Annotated in this window: 13 protein-coding genes; 6 read left to right on the plus strand and 7 right to left on the minus strand. The window is 67.2% G+C overall.

Translation table 11 applies throughout. From position 1 onward, the window contains the following. Positions 1 to 16 precede the first annotated feature (16 nt). The 3 genes from DIE03_RS07595 to DIE03_RS07605 form a co-directional block, all read right to left on the minus strand. Positions 17 to 1,327, minus strand: coding sequence for a replication-associated recombination protein A (locus DIE03_RS07595; RefSeq protein ID WP_124449000.1), 1,311 nt, complete (start codon positions 1,325 to 1,327; stop codon positions 17 to 19). A gap of 176 nt (positions 1,328 to 1,503) precedes the next feature. Continuing rightward, a complete protein-coding gene (gene lolA, locus DIE03_RS07600) occupies positions 1,504 to 2,193 on the minus strand; it encodes an outer membrane lipoprotein chaperone LolA (protein ID WP_124449002.1) in 690 nt (229 codons plus the stop codon). Between the two features lie 46 nt (positions 2,194 to 2,239). After that, the gene (locus DIE03_RS07605) at positions 2,240 to 4,549 is read right to left on the minus strand and encodes a DNA translocase FtsK (protein WP_124449004.1); all 2,310 of its coding nucleotides are present in this window, start codon (positions 4,547 to 4,549) and stop codon (positions 2,240 to 2,242) included. A gap of 439 nt (positions 4,550 to 4,988) precedes the next feature. Here DIE03_RS07605 and trxB point away from each other — a divergent pair, with 439 nt between their 5' ends. The 3 genes from trxB to DIE03_RS07620 all read left to right on the plus strand — a co-directional run bounded on the left by trxB (position 4,989) and on the right by DIE03_RS07620 (position 7,476). Further along, positions 4,989 to 5,951 (plus strand): thioredoxin-disulfide reductase, encoded by a 963-nt coding sequence (gene trxB, locus DIE03_RS07610; protein WP_124449006.1) that lies wholly within the window; start codon positions 4,989 to 4,991, stop codon positions 5,949 to 5,951. A gap of 135 nt (positions 5,952 to 6,086) precedes the next feature. After that, positions 6,087 to 6,866: a Smr/MutS family protein gene (locus DIE03_RS07615; protein ID WP_124449008.1), complete on the plus strand. Its 780-nt coding sequence runs from the start codon at positions 6,087 to 6,089 to the stop codon at positions 6,864 to 6,866. Next, entirely contained in the window at positions 6,826 to 7,476 is a 651-nt protein-coding gene (locus tag DIE03_RS07620; RefSeq protein ID WP_124449010.1) for a trimeric intracellular cation channel family protein, read from the plus strand. Before DIE03_RS07615 ends, DIE03_RS07620 begins: the two co-directional genes overlap by 41 nt. Positions 7,477 to 7,569: 93 nt before the next feature. Here DIE03_RS07620 and DIE03_RS07625 read toward each other — a convergent pair whose 3' ends face one another. From DIE03_RS07625 to DIE03_RS07640, 4 genes are all read right to left on the minus strand, one after another. Beyond that, complete coding sequence (locus tag DIE03_RS07625; protein WP_124449011.1) at positions 7,570 to 8,688, minus strand: ABC transporter ATP-binding protein; 1,119 nt, start codon at positions 8,686 to 8,688, stop codon at positions 7,570 to 7,572. A 112-nt stretch (positions 8,689 to 8,800) separates the two neighbouring features. Beyond that, positions 8,801 to 9,658, minus strand: a complete 858-nt coding sequence (locus DIE03_RS07630; protein ID WP_011544828.1) for a carbohydrate ABC transporter permease — start codon at positions 9,656 to 9,658, stop codon at positions 8,801 to 8,803. Continuing rightward, positions 9,648 to 10,586, minus strand: coding sequence for a carbohydrate ABC transporter permease (locus DIE03_RS07635; protein WP_042977917.1), 939 nt, complete (start codon positions 10,584 to 10,586; stop codon positions 9,648 to 9,650). The genes DIE03_RS07630 and DIE03_RS07635 overlap by 11 nt, the downstream gene beginning before the upstream one ends. A 138-nt stretch (positions 10,587 to 10,724) precedes the next feature. After that, complete coding sequence (locus DIE03_RS07640; RefSeq protein WP_124449013.1) at positions 10,725 to 11,972, minus strand: ABC transporter substrate-binding protein; 1,248 nt, start codon at positions 11,970 to 11,972, stop codon at positions 10,725 to 10,727. 431 nt (positions 11,973 to 12,403) lie between these two features. On the opposite strand from DIE03_RS07640, the gene zwf reads away from it, so the two are divergent. The 3 genes from zwf to DIE03_RS07655 all read left to right on the plus strand — a co-directional run bounded on the left by zwf (position 12,404) and on the right by DIE03_RS07655 (position 16,548). After that, positions 12,404 to 13,873 carry a glucose-6-phosphate dehydrogenase gene (gene zwf / locus DIE03_RS07645; protein WP_124449015.1) on the plus strand — a complete coding sequence of 490 codons (1,470 nt, stop codon included), beginning with the start codon at positions 12,404 to 12,406 and terminating at the stop codon, positions 13,871 to 13,873. 88 nt (positions 13,874 to 13,961) lie between these two features. Further along, positions 13,962 to 14,642, plus strand: coding sequence for a 6-phosphogluconolactonase (pgl, locus tag DIE03_RS07650; RefSeq protein WP_124449017.1), 681 nt, complete (start codon positions 13,962 to 13,964; stop codon positions 14,640 to 14,642). After that, complete coding sequence (locus DIE03_RS07655) at positions 14,620 to 16,548, plus strand: bifunctional transcriptional regulator/glucokinase (RefSeq protein WP_124449019.1); 1,929 nt, start codon at positions 14,620 to 14,622, stop codon at positions 16,546 to 16,548. Before pgl ends, DIE03_RS07655 begins: the two co-directional genes overlap by 23 nt. Positions 16,549 to 16,639 lie beyond the last annotated feature (91 nt).

Genomic DNA, 16,639 nt, shown 5'->3' on the forward strand with positions numbered 1-16,639 from the left:
CCCGTGCGCTGCCGAGTCAGTCCTTCTTGCCGGCCTCGCGGTCGAGTTCGCGCAGCCACGCGAGCTTGTCGGCGATCTTCGATTCGAGCCCGCGCGGCACCGGCTGGTACCAGCGCGGCTCGCGCATCCCGTCCGGCAGGTACGTCTCGCCGGCCGCATAGGCATTCGGCTCGTCGTGCGCGTAACGGTATGCGTGGCCGTAGCCGAGTTCCTTCATCAGCTTGGTCGGCGCGTTGCGCAGGTGCACGGGTACCTCGCGCGACTTGTCCTGCTTCACGAACGCCATCGCCTGGTTGAACGCGTTGTAGCCGGCGTTGCTCTTCGCCGCGCACGCGAGATAGATCACCGCCTGCCCGAGCGCGAGCTCGCCTTCCGGCGAGCCGAGCCGCTCGTAGGTTTCGGCCGCGTCGTTCGCCATCTGCAGCGCACGCGGATCGGCGAGGCCGATGTCTTCCCACGCCATCCGCACGATGCGCCGCGCGAGATACTTCGGATCGGCGCCGCCGTCGATCATCCGGCAGAACCAGTACAGCGCGCCGTCCGGGCTCGACCCGCGCACCGACTTGTGCAGCGCCGAAATCTGGTCGTAGAAATTGTCGCCGCCCTTGTCGAAGCGACGCGCGTTCAGCGTCATCGCGCTGCTGACGAAGTCGGCATCGATCGTCGCGACGCCGGCCGACGTCGCCGCCGTCTGCGCCTGCTCGAGCAGGTTCAGGAAGCGCCGCGCGTCGCCGTCCGCATAGCCGACCAGCGTGTCGATCGCCTTGTCGTCGAACGCGAGGCCGTCGAGCGCGATTTCCTGCGCACGCTTCAGCAGCTGGCGCATCTCGTCGTCGTTCAGCGACTTCAGCACGTACACCTGCGCACGCGACAGCAGTGCCGAGTTGACCTCGAAGCTCGGGTTCTCGGTCGTCGCGCCGATGAAGGTGACGAGGCCCGACTCGACGAACGGCAGCAACGCATCCTGCTGCCCCTTGTTGAAGCGGTGGATCTCGTCGACGAACAGGATCGTGTGGCGGCCGGTGCGGTTCAGCGTGTCCTTCGCCTGCTCCATCGACTCGCGGATGTCCTTCACGCCGCCGAGCACCGCGGACAGCGCGATGAATTCGCAGTCGAACGCGAGCGCGGTGAGTCGCGCGAGCGTCGTCTTGCCGACGCCGGGCGGCCCCCACAGGATCATCGAATGCGGCTTGCCCGATTCGAACGCGAGCCGCAGCGGCTTGCCTTCGCCCAGCAAATGCGTCTGGCCGATCACCTCGGCGAGCGTCTTCGGCCGCAGCGCCTCGGCGAGCGGGCGGCGCGGCTCGACTTGAAACAGGTCGGACATGAACCCTCGCTCCACATCAAACGATGGCGGCCAAACCGGCCGCCGGACCCGACATTATGACAGCCGCGCGACGGCGCCGCCGAGCCTGGTGCCCGCGCCTGGTGCCCGTGCCCACAAACAACACGGGCCTGCCGTCGCCGGCAGGCCCGTTGCGGGAGAACGGCGCGCGGCGCCGGTCAGCCGTTGATCACGTCGGCACCCTTCGGCACGACGAACTTGAACGTGTCGCCCTTCAGCGGCGGGTTCGTCTGGATGTTCGTGAACGTCAGCAGCGTGACATTGCCGAACACGTCGTGCAGTTCCATCGCCGCGAGCGTGCCGTTCCGGAAGCCGATGCCGATCCGCTGGAACTGCGTGTCCTGCGCCTTCGGCAGCATCTCGAGCCATTCGATGCCGCCCTTCTCGCCGGCATCGCGCAGCGTGTAGTTCTTGTCGAGGTCGTTGCTGCCGAACAGGATTGCGGCGGGGCTCGCGCCCAGCGCGCCGTTCAGCTTGCGCTCGGTGACCTGGTTCAGGTCGCGGTCGTACACGTACAGCTTGTCGCCGTCGGCCTGCAGCACCTGCTGGTACGGCTTCTGGTACGTCCAGATGAACTTGCCGGGACGCGCGAACACGAACGTGCCGCTCGAATTGTCGGTGGGCTTGGGCGCAGCCTGCGCGGCGCTCGCGCCCTTGGCCGGCGCCTTGACGATCTGCTGCGTGAAATCGCCCTTCGCCGAACGCACCTGCGACACGAAGGCCTTCAGCTGCTCGGTGCCGCCCGCGAACGCGTGCGTCGCCGCGAGCATCAGCGATGCGCCGGCGAGCGCCGCGCCGAGCCAGCGCCGCGTCGAACGAAGGGAAGGGGCGAACGAAAGTTGCTGCATGATGCGGTTTTCTCCCTGGGTGGCCGGCGCTGCGGGCGCCGCGGACTCATTCCGCGTCGCGCGCCGGCACAAGAATTTCGCGGTTGCCGCTCGACGACATCGCCGACACGAGCCCCGACTGTTCCATCTGCTCGAGCAGCCGCGCCGCGCGGTTATAGCCGATCCGCAGATGACGCTGCACGAGCGAGATCGACGCGCGGCGGTTCTTGATGACGATCTCGACCGCCTGGTCGTACAGCGGATCAGACTCGCCGCCGCCTTCGCCGGTTCCCGCGCCGGCCGAGCCCTCGTCGCCGTCGGCCGTGCCGCCTTCGAGCAGCCCCTCGACGTAGTTCGGCTCGCCCTGCTCCTTGAGCTTCTCGACGACGCGATGCACTTCGTCATCTGCGACGAACGCGCCGTGCACGCGCACGGGCAGCCCCGAGCCGGGCGGCAGGTACAGCATGTCGCCCATCCCGAGCAGCGACTCGGCGCCCATCTGGTCGAGAATCGTGCGCGAGTCGATCTTCGACGACACCTGGAACGCGATCCGCGTCGGCACGTTCGCCTTGATCAGCCCGGTGATCACGTCGACGGACGGACGCTGCGTCGCGAGGATCAGGTGGATGCCGGCCGCGCGCGCCTTCTGCGCGATCCGTGCGATCAGTTCCTCGACCTTCTTGCCGACGACCATCATCAGGTCGGCCAGCTCGTCGATCACGACGACGATGTTCGGCAGGCGGCCGAGCGGCTCCGGATCCTCGGGCGTCAGGCTGAACGGATTCGGAATCTTCTCCTCGCGCTTCGCCGCATCGTCGATCTTGTTGTTGTAGCCGGCGAGGTTGCGCACGCCGAGCTTGCTCATCAGCTTGTAGCGGCGCTCCATCTCCGCGACCGTCCAGTTCAGCGCATGGCCGGCCTGGCGCATGTCGGTGACGACCGGGCACAGCAGGTGCGGAATGCCTTCGTAGACGCTCATTTCGAGCATCTTCGGATCGATCAGGATCAGGCGCACCTGTTCGGCGGTGGCCTTGTACAGCAGCGACAGGATCATCGCGTTGATCCCGACCGACTTGCCCGAACCGGTCGTGCCGGCCACCAGCAGGTGCGGCATCTTCGCGAGATCCGCGCACACCGGCTTGCCGCCGATGTCCTTGCCGAGGCTCAGCGTCAGCGCCGACGACGCGGCCGCGTACACCTCGGAACCGATGATCTCGGACAGGTGCACGGTCTGGCGGCGCTGGTTCGGCAGCTCGAGCGCCATGTAGTTCTTGCCGGGGATCGTCTCGACGACGCGGATCGACACGAGCGACAGCGAGCGCGCGAGATCCTTCGCGAGGTTGACGATCTGGCTGCCCTTCACGCCGGTGGCCGGCTCGATCTCGTAGCGCGTGACGACCGGGCCCGGATACGCGGCGACGACGCTCGCCTCGACGCCGAAGTCCTTCAGCTTCTTCTCGATCAGGCGCGACGTGAATTCGAGCGTATCGGCGGAAATCGCTTCCTGCGTCTTCGGCGCGGGGTCGAGCAGCGACACCGGCGGCAGCGTCGAATCGCCCGGCAGGTCGGTGAACAGCGGCACCTGGCGCTCGCGCTCGACGCGCTCGGACTTCGCCGGCGTGACGACCGGCGGCACGATCGTCACGGGCTCGTGATCCTCGATGCGCACGCGCTCCTCTTCGACCTTGCCTTCGCGGCGCACGGCCGCGGCCTCGCCGAGCTTGCGGTCGCGCTCGGCCTCGCGGCGCAGCTTCGCGACGTTGACGGCGGACAGGATCGCGCCGCCGACGCGCTCGGCGACCGACAGCCACGAGAAGCGGAAATACAGCGACAGGCCGATCGCGAGCGCGATCAGCAGCAGCAGCGTGCCGCCCGTGAAGCCGAATGCATGCGACATCGCACCGGCGACGGCCTCGCCGACGACGCCGCCCGGCGCGCGCGGCAACTGCACCTTCAGCGACCACATGCGCAGCGCCTCGATGCCGTCGCACGCGAGCACGACCAGCACGAACGCGAAGATTTCGGTGAGCCAGCCGATCGGCCGCTCGGGTTCGTCGGGAATCGCCTCGTGGCGCGTGATGCGGCGGTAGTTGACGGCGATGCGCCGCCCGAGCGGCACGATCAGCCAGTAGGCCGACAGGCCGAACAGCAACAGGATGATGTCGGCCGTCCACGCGCCGACGCGACCGGCCCAGTTCGAGATGTGATCGACCTGGGCGGCGTGCGTCCAGCTCGGATCGCGCCGGCTGTAGCTCAGCAGGGCCATCACCAGGAAGGCGCAGAGCGCAACCTGGAGAATCCAGCGGATCTCCGTGAGGAGCTTCGACATCCGGTGCGGCAACGCCTGTGCCTGGGCGGAATAAGGAGCTTTTGCCATGAATCCGTATAAAGAGGACGGGCCATGCGCCCGCCTGTCGTTCGATCGCGCTTATTGTAAACGCTGCACCGGGCCGCCAAGTGTAAATGACGGTTACATAACAGGGACGGGGCAAGGCCAACGCGACGGATGCGTTCCACGGCCGCCCTTTCGCCCCGCTCCGACCGCTCGTCGGGCGCCGCCGGTCCGCCGCCGCGATCCGGTACCACGCCCCGCCGCGCATCTGCGGCAACGCGCCGCCGCGTGCCCTGCCCGCCCCGCGTGCGCGGCCGTTGCACCGCGCGACACTATCGCCGCGATTGAAACTCTCGTTCGGCAACGCAGCAACGGGGCCTTTATAATGCGCGTCTGATACCCATCTATGACGGCATCCCGGTCACCCCGGATCGTACGGCGAGCCCTACCCCGCCCGCCGCGGCCGCCTTTTACGGATTCGCACATGTCCACGCCCAAACACGCCAAAGTCCTGATTCTCGGTTCCGGCCCCGCCGGCTACACGGCTGCCGTCTACGCGGCACGCGCCAACCTGTCCCCGGTGCTGATCACCGGCATCGCGCAGGGCGGCCAGCTGATGACCACGACCGACGTCGAAAACTGGCCGGCCGACGCGAAAGGCGTGCAGGGTCCGGAGCTGATGGCGCGCTTCCAGGAGCATGCCGAGCGCTTCAACACCGAAATCGTCTTCGACCACATTCACACCGCGAAGCTGCACGAGCAGCCGATCCGCCTGATCGGCGACTCGGGCGAATACACGTGCGACTCGCTGATCATCGCGACCGGCGCGTCCGCGCAGTATCTCGGCCTGCCGTCCGAAGAGCTGTTCATGGGCAAGGGCGTGTCGGCCTGCGCGACCTGCGACGGCTTCTTCTATCGCGGCCAGGAAGTCGCCGTGATCGGCGGCGGCAACACGGCCGTCGAGGAAGCGCTCTACCTGACGGGCATCGCGAAGAAGGTCACGGTGATCCACCGCCGCGACAAGTTCCGCGCGGAGCCGATCCTGATCGACCGCCTGCTGGAGAAGGAAAAGGAAGGCGTCGTCGACATCAAGTGGGATCACGTGCTCGACGAAGTGACGGGCGAGGAGTCGGGCGTCACGGGCCTGCGCATCAAGAACGTGAAGACCGGCGCGACGGAAGATCTCGCCGTGCAGGGCGTGTTCGTCGCGATCGGCCACAAGCCGAACACCGACCTGTTCCAGGGCCAGCTCGAGATGAAGGACGGCTACATCCTGACGAAGAGCGGCCTGCATGGCAACGCGACGTCGACGAGCGTCGCCGGCGTGTTCGCCGCGGGCGACGTGCAGGACAACGTGTATCGCCAGGCGATCACGAGCGCCGGCACGGGCTGCATGGCCGCGCTCGACGCGCAGCGCTACCTCGAAAGCCTGCACGACAAGAAGTAAGCCGCGAGCCTTGTCGCGCCGGGCGCTACAATGGCGTCCGCTGCCGCGATGCAGGCTCGACCGGAAAGCCGCTGCCGCCGCGCAGCGGCTTTTTTTTGCCCGCGCGCCCGGACGCGCCTGCCCCGTTACCGAATCATGGCGAAGAACCAGCCCCATCCGAGCGACCCCGCGAAGCGGAAGATCGCCGCCCGCCCCGTGAACCCCGCGCCGGCCGCCCCGCCGCCCGCGCCCGATCCGGCTGCCTTGCGCGGCCAGGGCCTCGCGGGCCTCGGCGCATTGCGCAAGTCGCTGCAGGGCGAAGCCGATCGCCGCGAACGCGAGCGCGTCGAAACCGCGAAGGCCGAGCGCAAGGCGGAAGCCGACGCAAACCTGTTCCGCAACGAAATCGGCTCGATCCGCCCGCTGAACGCGCCGCCGCGCGCGTCGTCGGGCCGCACGCCGCCCGACCCGGTGCCGAAACAGACGCAGCGCGACGAGGAAGCCGTCCTGAACGCGACGCTGTCCGACGAATTCGATCCCGAGACGCTGCTCGACAGCGACGACTCGCTGTACTACCACCGCCCCGGCATCAGCCGCGACGTCGTGCGCAAGCTGCGCAGCGGCGCGTGGATCGTGCAGGCGCAGATCGACCTGCACGGGATGCGGCGCGACGAGGCACGCGATGCGCTCGCCGAATTCATCCGCGAAGCCGGCAAGAAGGGGCTGCGCTGCCTGCGCGTGATCCACGGCAAGGGGCTCGGCTCGATCGGCAAGGAACCCGTGCTGAAAGGCAAGGTACGCGCGTGGCTCGTGCAGAAGGAAGAAGTGATCGCGTTCTGCGAGGCACGCGGCAACGACGGCGGCGCCGGCGCGGTGCTCGTGCTGCTGCAGCCGCATGCGGCGCCGGCCGAGCGGGGGCCGCGTGCCGCATCCTAGGCTGACGCTCGCGATCGCGGTACTCGAGGCGATCGCCACGCTGGCCTTCGCGATTTCGGGCTTCATCGAGGCGCGCAAGAACCGCCTCGACTCGGTCGGCACGTTCGTCGTCGCGCTCGCGACCGCGTTCGGCGGCGGCACGCTGCGCGACATCCTGCTCGAGCGCCGGCCGTTCTACTGGGTCGTGCACGACGACTACGTGATCGCGATCTTCGTGCTCGCGCTGTTCGCGCCGTTCGTGCTGCGGATGCTGTCGCGGCTGTCGGCCGAACGGCTGCTGCTGATCGCCGACGCGATCGGGCTCGGCATCTTCAGCATCTCGGGCACGTCGATCGCGCTCGACGCCGAGATGCCGCGCTTCATCGCGGTAATGATGGGCGTGATCACCGGCGTGGTCGGCGGGATCGTCCGCGACGTGCTGTGCAACGACATCCCGCTGATCCTGCGCGACTCGCGGCCGTACGCGACCTGTGCGTTCGTCGGCTGCTGGTTCTACCTGCTGCTCGTGTGGCTGCAGTTCGACTCGGTGTACAGCGTGCTGCTCGCGACCGGCTTCATCCTCGTCGCGCGGCTCGCGACGTTCAAGTTCGACGTGCGGCTGCCGCATTGACCGGCGCATCCGCGGACGAATCACCCGCATCGTCGAAACAAAAAAAGGGGCCGTTCAAAACGGCCCCTTCTTTCATTCAGCGCAAGCGCCGCCTCACGCGATCCGCTCTTCCGTCGCCGGATCGAACAGCACGGCCTTCGACACGTCGAACAGCAGCGACAGCGTCTGCTCCGGCTGCGGGTTCGCGGCCGGGTGCACGCGGCTCACGATGCGCTTGCCGTTCACCTGCGCGAACACGTGCGTGTCCGGCCCGGTCGGCTCGGTCACGTCTACGCGCACGTCGAGCGGCTGCAGATGCGACGCGTCGCCGTTGTGCGCGTGGCGCACGTCGGTGATGCGCTCCGGGCGCAGGCCGAGGATCACCTCGCGGCCGACGTGCGCCTTCAGCTTGCCCGCATCGAACGGCAGGTTCAGCGCGCCGCGCGCGACGCCCGTGTCGATCTCCAGCGCAACGCCGCTGCCCTGCTCCACGAGCCGGCCGTTGATGAAGTTCATCGGCGGCGCGCCGATGAAGCCCGCGACGAACAGGTTCGACGGCGAATCGTAAATGTCCTGCGGCGCGCCGAACTGCTGGACGACACCGTCCTTCATCACCGCGATCCGGTCGCCGAGCGTCATCGCCTCGATCTGGTCGTGCGTCACGTAGACGATCGTCGTGCCGAGGCGCTGGTGCAGCAGCTTGATTTCCGCACGCATCTCGATACGCAGCTTCGCGTCGAGGTTCGACAGCGGCTCGTCGAACAGGAACAGCGACGGATCGCGCGCGAGCGCCCGGCCCATCGCGACACGCTGGCGCTGGCCGCCGGACAGCTGGCCCGGCTTGCGGTCGAGCAGGTGCTGGATCTGCAGCATCTGCGACACGCGGTCGACGATCTGCTGCTGCTCGCTCTTGGGCACCTTGCGGATGTTCAGGCCGAACGAGATGTTCTCGCGCACCGTCATCGACGGGTACAGCGCGTACGACTGGAACACCATCGCGATGTCGCGATCCTTCGGCGACAGGTCGTTGACGACCTTGCCGTCGATGCAGATCTCGCCGCTCGTGACGGTCTCGAGCCCGGCGATCATGTTGAGCAGCGTCGACTTCCCGCAGCCCGATCCGCCGACCAGGATCAGGAACTGTCCGTCCTCGATCTCGATGTCGACACCCTTCAGGACCGGCACCCCGTTCGGGTAGGTCTTGTACACGTCACGGATGGAAAGGCTTGCCATGCTGTGAATCCTCTGTCTCGTCTCGCGCGGCGCACTCGGGCGCCGCGTCGGGTTCGTTTCGATGCGCCGCGCGTCGTGCGCGGCCGGTTCGTCGTATCGGATAAAGCCGCGCCTACCCCTTCACCGCGCCCGCCGTCAGCCCGCGCACGAAATAGCGGCCGGCGACGATGTAGACGAGCAGCGTCGGCAGCGCGGCGATGATCGCGCCGGCCATGTCGACGTTGTATTCCTTCACGCCCGTCGACGTGTTGACGAGGTTGTTCAGCGCCACCGTGATCGGCATCGAATCGACGCCGGAGAACACGATCCCGAACAGGAAGTCGTTCCAGATCTGCGTGAATTGCCAGATCAGGCACACCATGAAGATCGGCAGCGACACCGGCAGCAGGATCTTCGTGAAGATCGTGAAGAAGCCCGCGCCGTCGATGCGCGCGGCCTTCACGAGCTCGGCCGGCACGCTCACGTAGAAGTTGCGGAAGAACATCGTCGTGAACGCGATCCCGTACACGACGTGCACGAACACGAGGCCCGGAATCGTGTTGGCGAGGCCGAGCATCCCCTGCAGGCGCGCCATCGGCAGCAGGATCACCTGGAACGGGATGAAGCAGCCGACCAGCATCATCGTGAACAGCGCGTCCGCGCCGCGAAAGCGCCAGTGCGTGAGCACGTAGCCGTTGAACGCGCCGATCAGCGACGAGATCAGCACGGCCGGGATCACCATCTGCAGCGAATTCAGGAAGAACGGCTTCATCCCGTCGCAACGCACGCCGGTGCACGCCCCGCTCCATGCCTTCACCCACGGGTCGACCGTCCACGTGGTGGGCGGCGTCAGCAGGTTGCCGGTGCGCAGCTGGTCGAGATCCTTGAACGACGTCGACAGCATCACGTAGATCGGGAACAGGAAATACAGCGCGAACAGGATCAGTGCCGCATAGATCACTGCCCGGCTGATCGTCATCTTAGGCTGCATTGCGGGTGCTCCTCGATTCCATATACATCAGCGGCACCAGCACCGCGACCACCGTCGCGAGCATCATCACCGAGGACGCCGCGCCGAGCCCGAGCTGGCCGCGGTTGAACGAAAACGTGTACATGAACATGGCCGGCAGCGACGACGACGTGCCCGGCCCGCCTGCCGTCAGCGCGACGACGAGGTCGAAGGTCTTGATCGTGATGTGGCACAGGATCAGCAGCACCGAGAAGAACACCGGGCGCATGCTCGGGATCACGATCTTGCGGTAGATGGTCGGCAGCGTCGCGCCGTCGACCTGCGCGGCCTTGAAGATCTCCGCATCGACGCCGCGCAGCCCTGCGAGGAACAGCGCCATCACGAAGCCGGTCGACTGCCACACGGCCGCGATCACCACGCAGAAGATCGCCTTGTCCGGATCGTCGAGCCAGCCGAACGAGAAGCTCGTCCAGCCCCAGTCGTGCATCACTTTCTCGAGGCCGAGCCCCGGGTTCAGGATCCACTGCCACGCGGTGCCGGTGACGATGAACGACAGCGCCATCGGGTACAGGAAGATCGCGCGCAGCGCGCCTTCGTTGCGGATCCGCTGGTCGAGCAGGATCGCGAGGAACAGCCCGAGGCCGACGCAGATTGCGATGAACGGAATCCCGAACCAGCCGAGGTTCGCGGCGGAGGTCCACCACACGTCGTTCTGGAACAGGTCCGTGTAACGGCCGAAGCCGTCGAATTCGTAGTTGGGCAACAGCCGCGAGCGAGTCAGCGACAGATAGCCGGTAATCAGGATGAAGCCGTAGATGAACACCACGGCGATCGCGACGCTCGGCGCGAGCACGAGCTTCGGGATCCAGCGGTCGGCGAAGGCCGACATCGGCGACGTACGCCGTGCGGCGGCAGCGCCGGATCCGTTTCCGCTAAGAGGGGCAGCCACTTGATTCGACTCCTGGAACGAGGGCGACGCAGGCCGGGCCGGCGCCGGGTACGGCACGGGCCCGCGGGCGAGCCCGTTTGCTGCACATGCAAAAACGCCCGGCCGATGATGCGTTTCCGGCCGGGCGCCTGGCGCGCGTTACTTGACCTTCGCGGCCTTCGCGAGCGCGGCGACCGCGCTCTTCGAATCCTGCTGCGAGTTCATGAACTTCGTCACGACGTCGGTGATCGCGCCGGCGGTCGCGTCGCCTTGCGCCATCCCGTGCGCGAGCGACGGCACGAAGCCGCCCGACTTGATCGCGGTCTGCTCGTCGGCATACGACTTCTTCGCGCAATCGTCGAACTTGTCCATCTTCACGCCGAGACGCACCGGCACCGAGCCCTTCAGCAGGCTGAACTGCTCCTGGAAGTCCGGCGTCATGATCGTCTTCGCGAGCGCGAGCTGGCCCGGCGTCGCGTTCTTCTCGCCCTTCTGCTGGAAGAATACGAACGAGTCGACGTTGAATGTGTACGAATTCGCGGTGCCCGGCACCGGCGCGCAGACGTAGTCCTTGCCCGCCTTCTTGCCGGCGTTCTCGAACTCGCCCTTCGCCCAGTCGCCCATGAACTGCATGCCGGCCTTGCCGTTGATGACCATCGCGGTCGCGAGGTTCCAGTCGCGGCCGTTACGGCCCGTGTCGAAGTAGCCCTGGATCTTGCGCACCGTGTCGAACACCGACAGCATCTGCGGCGACGTCAGCGTCGCCTGGTCGAGATCGACCAGCGCCTTCTTGTAGAACGCCGGGCCCTGCGACAGCACGACGTCTTCCCACAGCGTCAGGTCCTGCCACGGCTGGCCACCCATCGCGACCGGCTGGATGCCCGCGGCCTTCAGCTTGTCGGCCACCGCGAAGAATTCGGGCCAGGTGGTCGGCACCTTCGCGCCGACCTTGTCGAGCGCGGCCTTGTTGATGTACAGCCAGTTCACGCGGTGCACCGAGAACGGCGCGGCGACGGTATGGCCCTTGTACTTGATGATCTTGTCGATTTCCGGCGGCAGGTTCTGCTTCCAGTCGCCGGCAGCGGAATCGATGTTGACGAGCACGCCCTGGTCGGCCCAGTCCTGGATCAGCGGGCCCTTGATCTGCGCGGCCGACGGAGAATCGCCGCTGATCACCTTGGTCTTCAGTGCGGTCATCGCCGCGGCGCCGGCGCCGCCCGCGACCGCGAAGTCCTTCCACACGTAGCCCTGCTTCTGCACGTCGTCCTTCAGCACGCCGACGGCCTTCGACTCGCCGCCCGAGGTCCACCAGTGCAGCACGGTTACATTCTCGGCTGCCTGCGCCGCCACGGCGCCAGCCATCAGACCCGCGGCGCAGAGCGCGCCCATGATCGAGCGAACTTTCATTACTTATCTCCTCCAGACTGAATCAACTCGTGAGGTTCCCTGACCGGGAACCGGCTTCTTGATAACGACGCGGAAATCGAGCCGCGGGACGCATGCAGCGTACGGGGCCGATGACCGGCCGGGCTCTTACAGAAAGCGTGAATCGAGATTCAACGGCGTGTCTCCTCTTTGTGTTTCTGGCCCGCCGCAATGATGCGACGCGAGCCCGGGGCCGACGGCGCGCCAACGATGCGCGCCGCCAATGTCCGATAACATTCGGCACAAGGCGTTCCCGAAGGCGAAGCTCGCGCAGCTCATCGGCCGCACATCTTTTTTTCTTCACCCAGGTGCTACCCCTTGCGGCGGATTGTAGTTAAACTACAATTCAGTGTCAAAAATATTTTTATCGCACTACGGATCGCTTCCGAGCACCCCCAACACGGCGGAGACACATGCATACCGATTCCAGCTTTACCTTCGTACTTTTCGGCGGCACCGGCGATCTGTCGATGCGCAAGATCCTGCCCGCACTGTTCGAAGCGCACCGCGCGAACATGCTGGCGGCGGGCGGCCGGATCGTCGCCGTGGCGCGACACGAATCGGATCGGGCGGCCTATCTGGAATGGGTCGACACGCACGTGAAACCGCATGCGGCGAAGGCCGCCGGCAAGGCCTTCGACGAAGCGGCGTGGACCTCCTTCCTCGATCGCATCGAGTACGTGAAGCTCGATCTCGGCCGTGCGGACGACTACGTCGTGCTGCGCGACGCGATCGCATCGCTGCCGGGCATCCGCGTGTTCTACCTGGCGACGGGCCCGTCGCTGTTCGTGCCGATCTGCAACGCGCTCGCGTCGGTCGGTCTGAACGAAGGCGCGCGCATCGTGCTCGAGAAGCCGCTCGGCTACGACCTGAAATCGTCGAACGCGATCAACGACGCGGTCGGCGAGATCTTCACGGAAGGCCAGATCTACCGGATCGACCATTACCTCGGCAAGGAGCCGGTGCAGAACCTGCTCGCGCTGCGCTTCGGCAATGCGCTGTTCGAGCCGCTGTGGCGCCGCGAATGGGTCGAAAGCATCCAGATCACGATCGCCGAGGAACTCGGCGTCGAGGCGCGCGGCGATTTCTACGACAATACGGGCGCGCTGCGCGACATGGTGCAGAACCACCTGCTGCAGTTGCTGTCGATCGTCGCGATGGAGCCGCCGCATTCGATGGATTCCGACTCGGTGCGCGACGAGAAGCTGCGCGTGCTGCGCGCGCTGAAACCCGTCGATCCGCGCGACATCGGCAAGGTGGCCGTGCGCGGCCAGTATCATGCGGGCGTGATCAAGGGCGCGCAGGTGCCGGCGTACGCGACCGAGCCGGGCGTGAAGCCCGACAGCCAGACCGAAACCTTCGTCGCGCTGAAGGTCGAGATCGAGAACTGGCGCTGGGCCGGCGTGCCGTTCTTCCTGCGCACCGGCAAGCGTCTCGCCGACCGCGTCGCGGAGATCGTCGTGAACTTCCGCCCGGTGCCGCACTCGGCGCTCGGCCCGACCGCGCTGCGCCCCGGTTCGAACCGCCTCGTGATCCGGCTGCAGCCGAACGAGACGATCCGCCTGTACTGCCTCGCGAAGCAGCCCGGCGAAGGGATGAACCTCGCGAGCGTGCACCTCGACCTCGCGTTCGACCAGTTCTTCAAGGAAGGGCAGATGGAGGCGTACCAGCGCCTGCTGCTCGACGTGATCAACGGCCGGCTCGCCCTCTTCGTGCGTCGTGACGAACAGGAGGCCGCATGGCGTTGGGTCGAGCCTATCCTGAACGAATGGGCGCGCACGCTGAAGCCGCCGAAGCCGTACGCGGCGGGCACGTGGGGGCCGGCCGCGGCGAGCGCGATGCTCGCGCAGCACGACACCTGCTGGCTCGAAGAAGAAAACTGATGTAAACCGTCGCCGCGCACACCACCCTGCGCGGCGACGTGCCTCACGATTCGTACGATTTGAACAGACAAAGCAGTCCGGAGGAGATGTGATCGAGATCCACGCTTTCGACACCCAGGAAGCGCAAAGCGAGGCGCTCGCGCGCGCCGTCGGCGAGGCGCTGCGCGCCGCGCTCGCCGGCCCCGCGCGCCCGACGCTCGCGGTGTCCGGCGGCACGAGCCCGCGCCCGTTCCTGCATACGCTGTCGCACACGGCGCTCGACTGGGCCGGCGTCGACGTGACGCTGGTCGACGACCGCTGGGTGCCGGACGACGACGCGGCCAGCAACGCGCAACTCGTGCGCGACACGCTGCTGCAGCACGCGGCGGCCCCTGCCCGCTTCCTGCCGCTCGTCGACACGCGCAGCACGCTCGACGCGCACGTCGCCGCGCTGAACGCGAACGCCGACTACCGCGTGCCGACCGTCGCCGTGCTCGGCATGGGCGAGGACGGCCACACCGCGTCGATCTTCGCCGACGCGCCCGAATGGGACCACGCGATCACGACGTCCGATCGTTTCGTCGCCGTGCATCCCGGCGCAGCACCCCATGCACGCGTGAGCTATTCGCTCGATGCGCTGAAGCACGTCGACCGGCTGTTCCTGCTGATCGCGGGCCCCGCCAAGCGCGAAGTGCTCGACGCCGCGGCCGCGTCGCTGCAGAAGAACGCGATTTCCCAACTGGCCAACGACAAGGGGACCCAGCTCGATGTCTACTGGTGCGCAAAGTAAGGCGGTCGTCGCGGGTCAGCATGCCGACGGCCCGCGCCTGCTCGCGGACGTCGGCGGCACCAACGCGCGCTTCGCGCTGGAAACCGGCCCGGGCGAGATCACGCAGATCCGCGTCTATCCCGGCGCCGACTATCCGACGATCACCGACGCGATCCGCAAGTACCTGAAGGACGTGAAGATCAGCCGCGTGAACCACGCGGCGATCGCGATCGCGAACCCGGTCGACGGCGACCAGGTCACGATGACCAACCACGACTGGAGCTTCTCGATCGAGGCGACGCGCCGCGCGCTCGGCTTCGACACGCTGCTCGTCGTCAACGATTTCACCGCGCTCGCGATGGCGCTGCCGGGCCTGACCGACGCGCAACGCGTGCAGGTCGGCGGCGGCGCGCGCCGCCAGAACAGCGTGATCGGGCTGCTCGGGCCCGGCACCGGGCTCGGCGTGTCGGGGCTGATTCCGGCCGACGACCGCTGGATCGCGCTCGGCAGCGAGGGCGGCCACGCGTCGTTCGCGCCGCAGGACGAGCGCGAGGACCTGGTGCTGCAGTACGCGCGCAAGAAGTTTCCGCACGTGTCGTTCGAACGCGTGTGCGCGGGCCCCGGCATGGAGATCATCTATCGCGCGCTCGCCGCGCGCGACAAGAAGCGCGTCGCCGCGACCGTCGACACGGTCGAGATCGTCGAGCGCGCACATGCGGGCGACGCACTCGCGCTCGAGACGGTCGAATGCTTCTGCGGGATTCTCGGTGCGTTCGCGGGCAGCGTCGCGCTGACGCTCGGCGCGCTCGGCGGCGTGTATATCGGCGGCGGCGTCGCGCTGAAGCTCGGCGAACTGTTCACGCGCTCGTCGTTCCGCGCGCGCTTCGAGGCGAAGGGCCGCTTCACGCATTACCTCGAGAACATCCCGACCTACCTGATCACCGCCGAATACCCGGCGTTCCTCGGCGTGTCGGCGATTCTCGCCGAGCAGTTGTCGAACCGCTCGGGCGGTGCATCGTCGGCCGTGTTCGAGCGGATCCGCCAGATGCGCGACGCGCTGACGCCGGCCGAGCGCCGCGTGGCCGATCTCGCGCTGAACCATCCGCGCTCGATCATCAACGATCCGATCGTGGACATCGCGCGCAAGGCCGACGTGAGCCAGCCGACCGTGATCCGCTTCTGCCGCTCGCTCGGCTGCCAGGGGCTGTCGGACTTCAAGCTGAAGCTCGCGACCGGCCTCACCGGCACGATCCCGATGAGCCACAGCCAGGTGCATCTCGGCGACACGGCCACCGACTTCGGCGCGAAGGTGCTCGACAACACGGTGTCCGCGATCCTGCAGTTGCGCGAGCACCTGAATTTCGAGCACGTCGAGAACGCGATCGAGATCCTGAACGGCGCGCGGCGCATCGAGTTCTACGGGCTCGGCAACTCGAACATCGTCGCGCAGGACGCGCACTACAAGTTCTTCCGCTTCGGGATCCCGACGATCGCGTACGGCGACCTGTACATGCAGGCCGCGTCGGCCGCGCTGCTCGGCAAGGGCGACGTGATCGTCGCGGTGTCGAAGTCGGGGCGCGCGCCCGAGCTGCTGCGCGTGCTCGACGTCGCGATGCAGGCCGGCGCGAAGGTGATCGCGATCACGTCGAGCAACACGCCGCTCGCGAAGCGCGCGACCGTCGCGCTCGAGACCGACCACATCGAGATGCGCGAGTCGCAGTTGTCGATGATCTCGCGGGTCCTGCACCTGCTGATGATCGACATCCTCGCGGTCGGCGTCGCGATCCGTCGCGCGTCGACGAACGGCGAACTGCCCGAAGCCGTCGCGCAGGCGAAGGCGCGCGCGAGCGACGACGAAACGGCCGACGTGCTCGATTGGCTGAGCCACGGCGCTTCGCCGGCGGCGAAGGACGTCGCGCGGGACTGACGCGTCGGCGAAACACTGTCGATTCACGACACCCCGAACGCTGGATTCAAGCCCGGCGTTCGGGGTGTTTTGCATGAGCGGCACCGCCCCG

This window comes from Burkholderia sp. Bp8992 (genome assembly GCF_003853705.1).
In the GTDB taxonomy this organism is placed as follows: domain Bacteria; phylum Pseudomonadota; class Gammaproteobacteria; order Burkholderiales; family Burkholderiaceae; genus Burkholderia.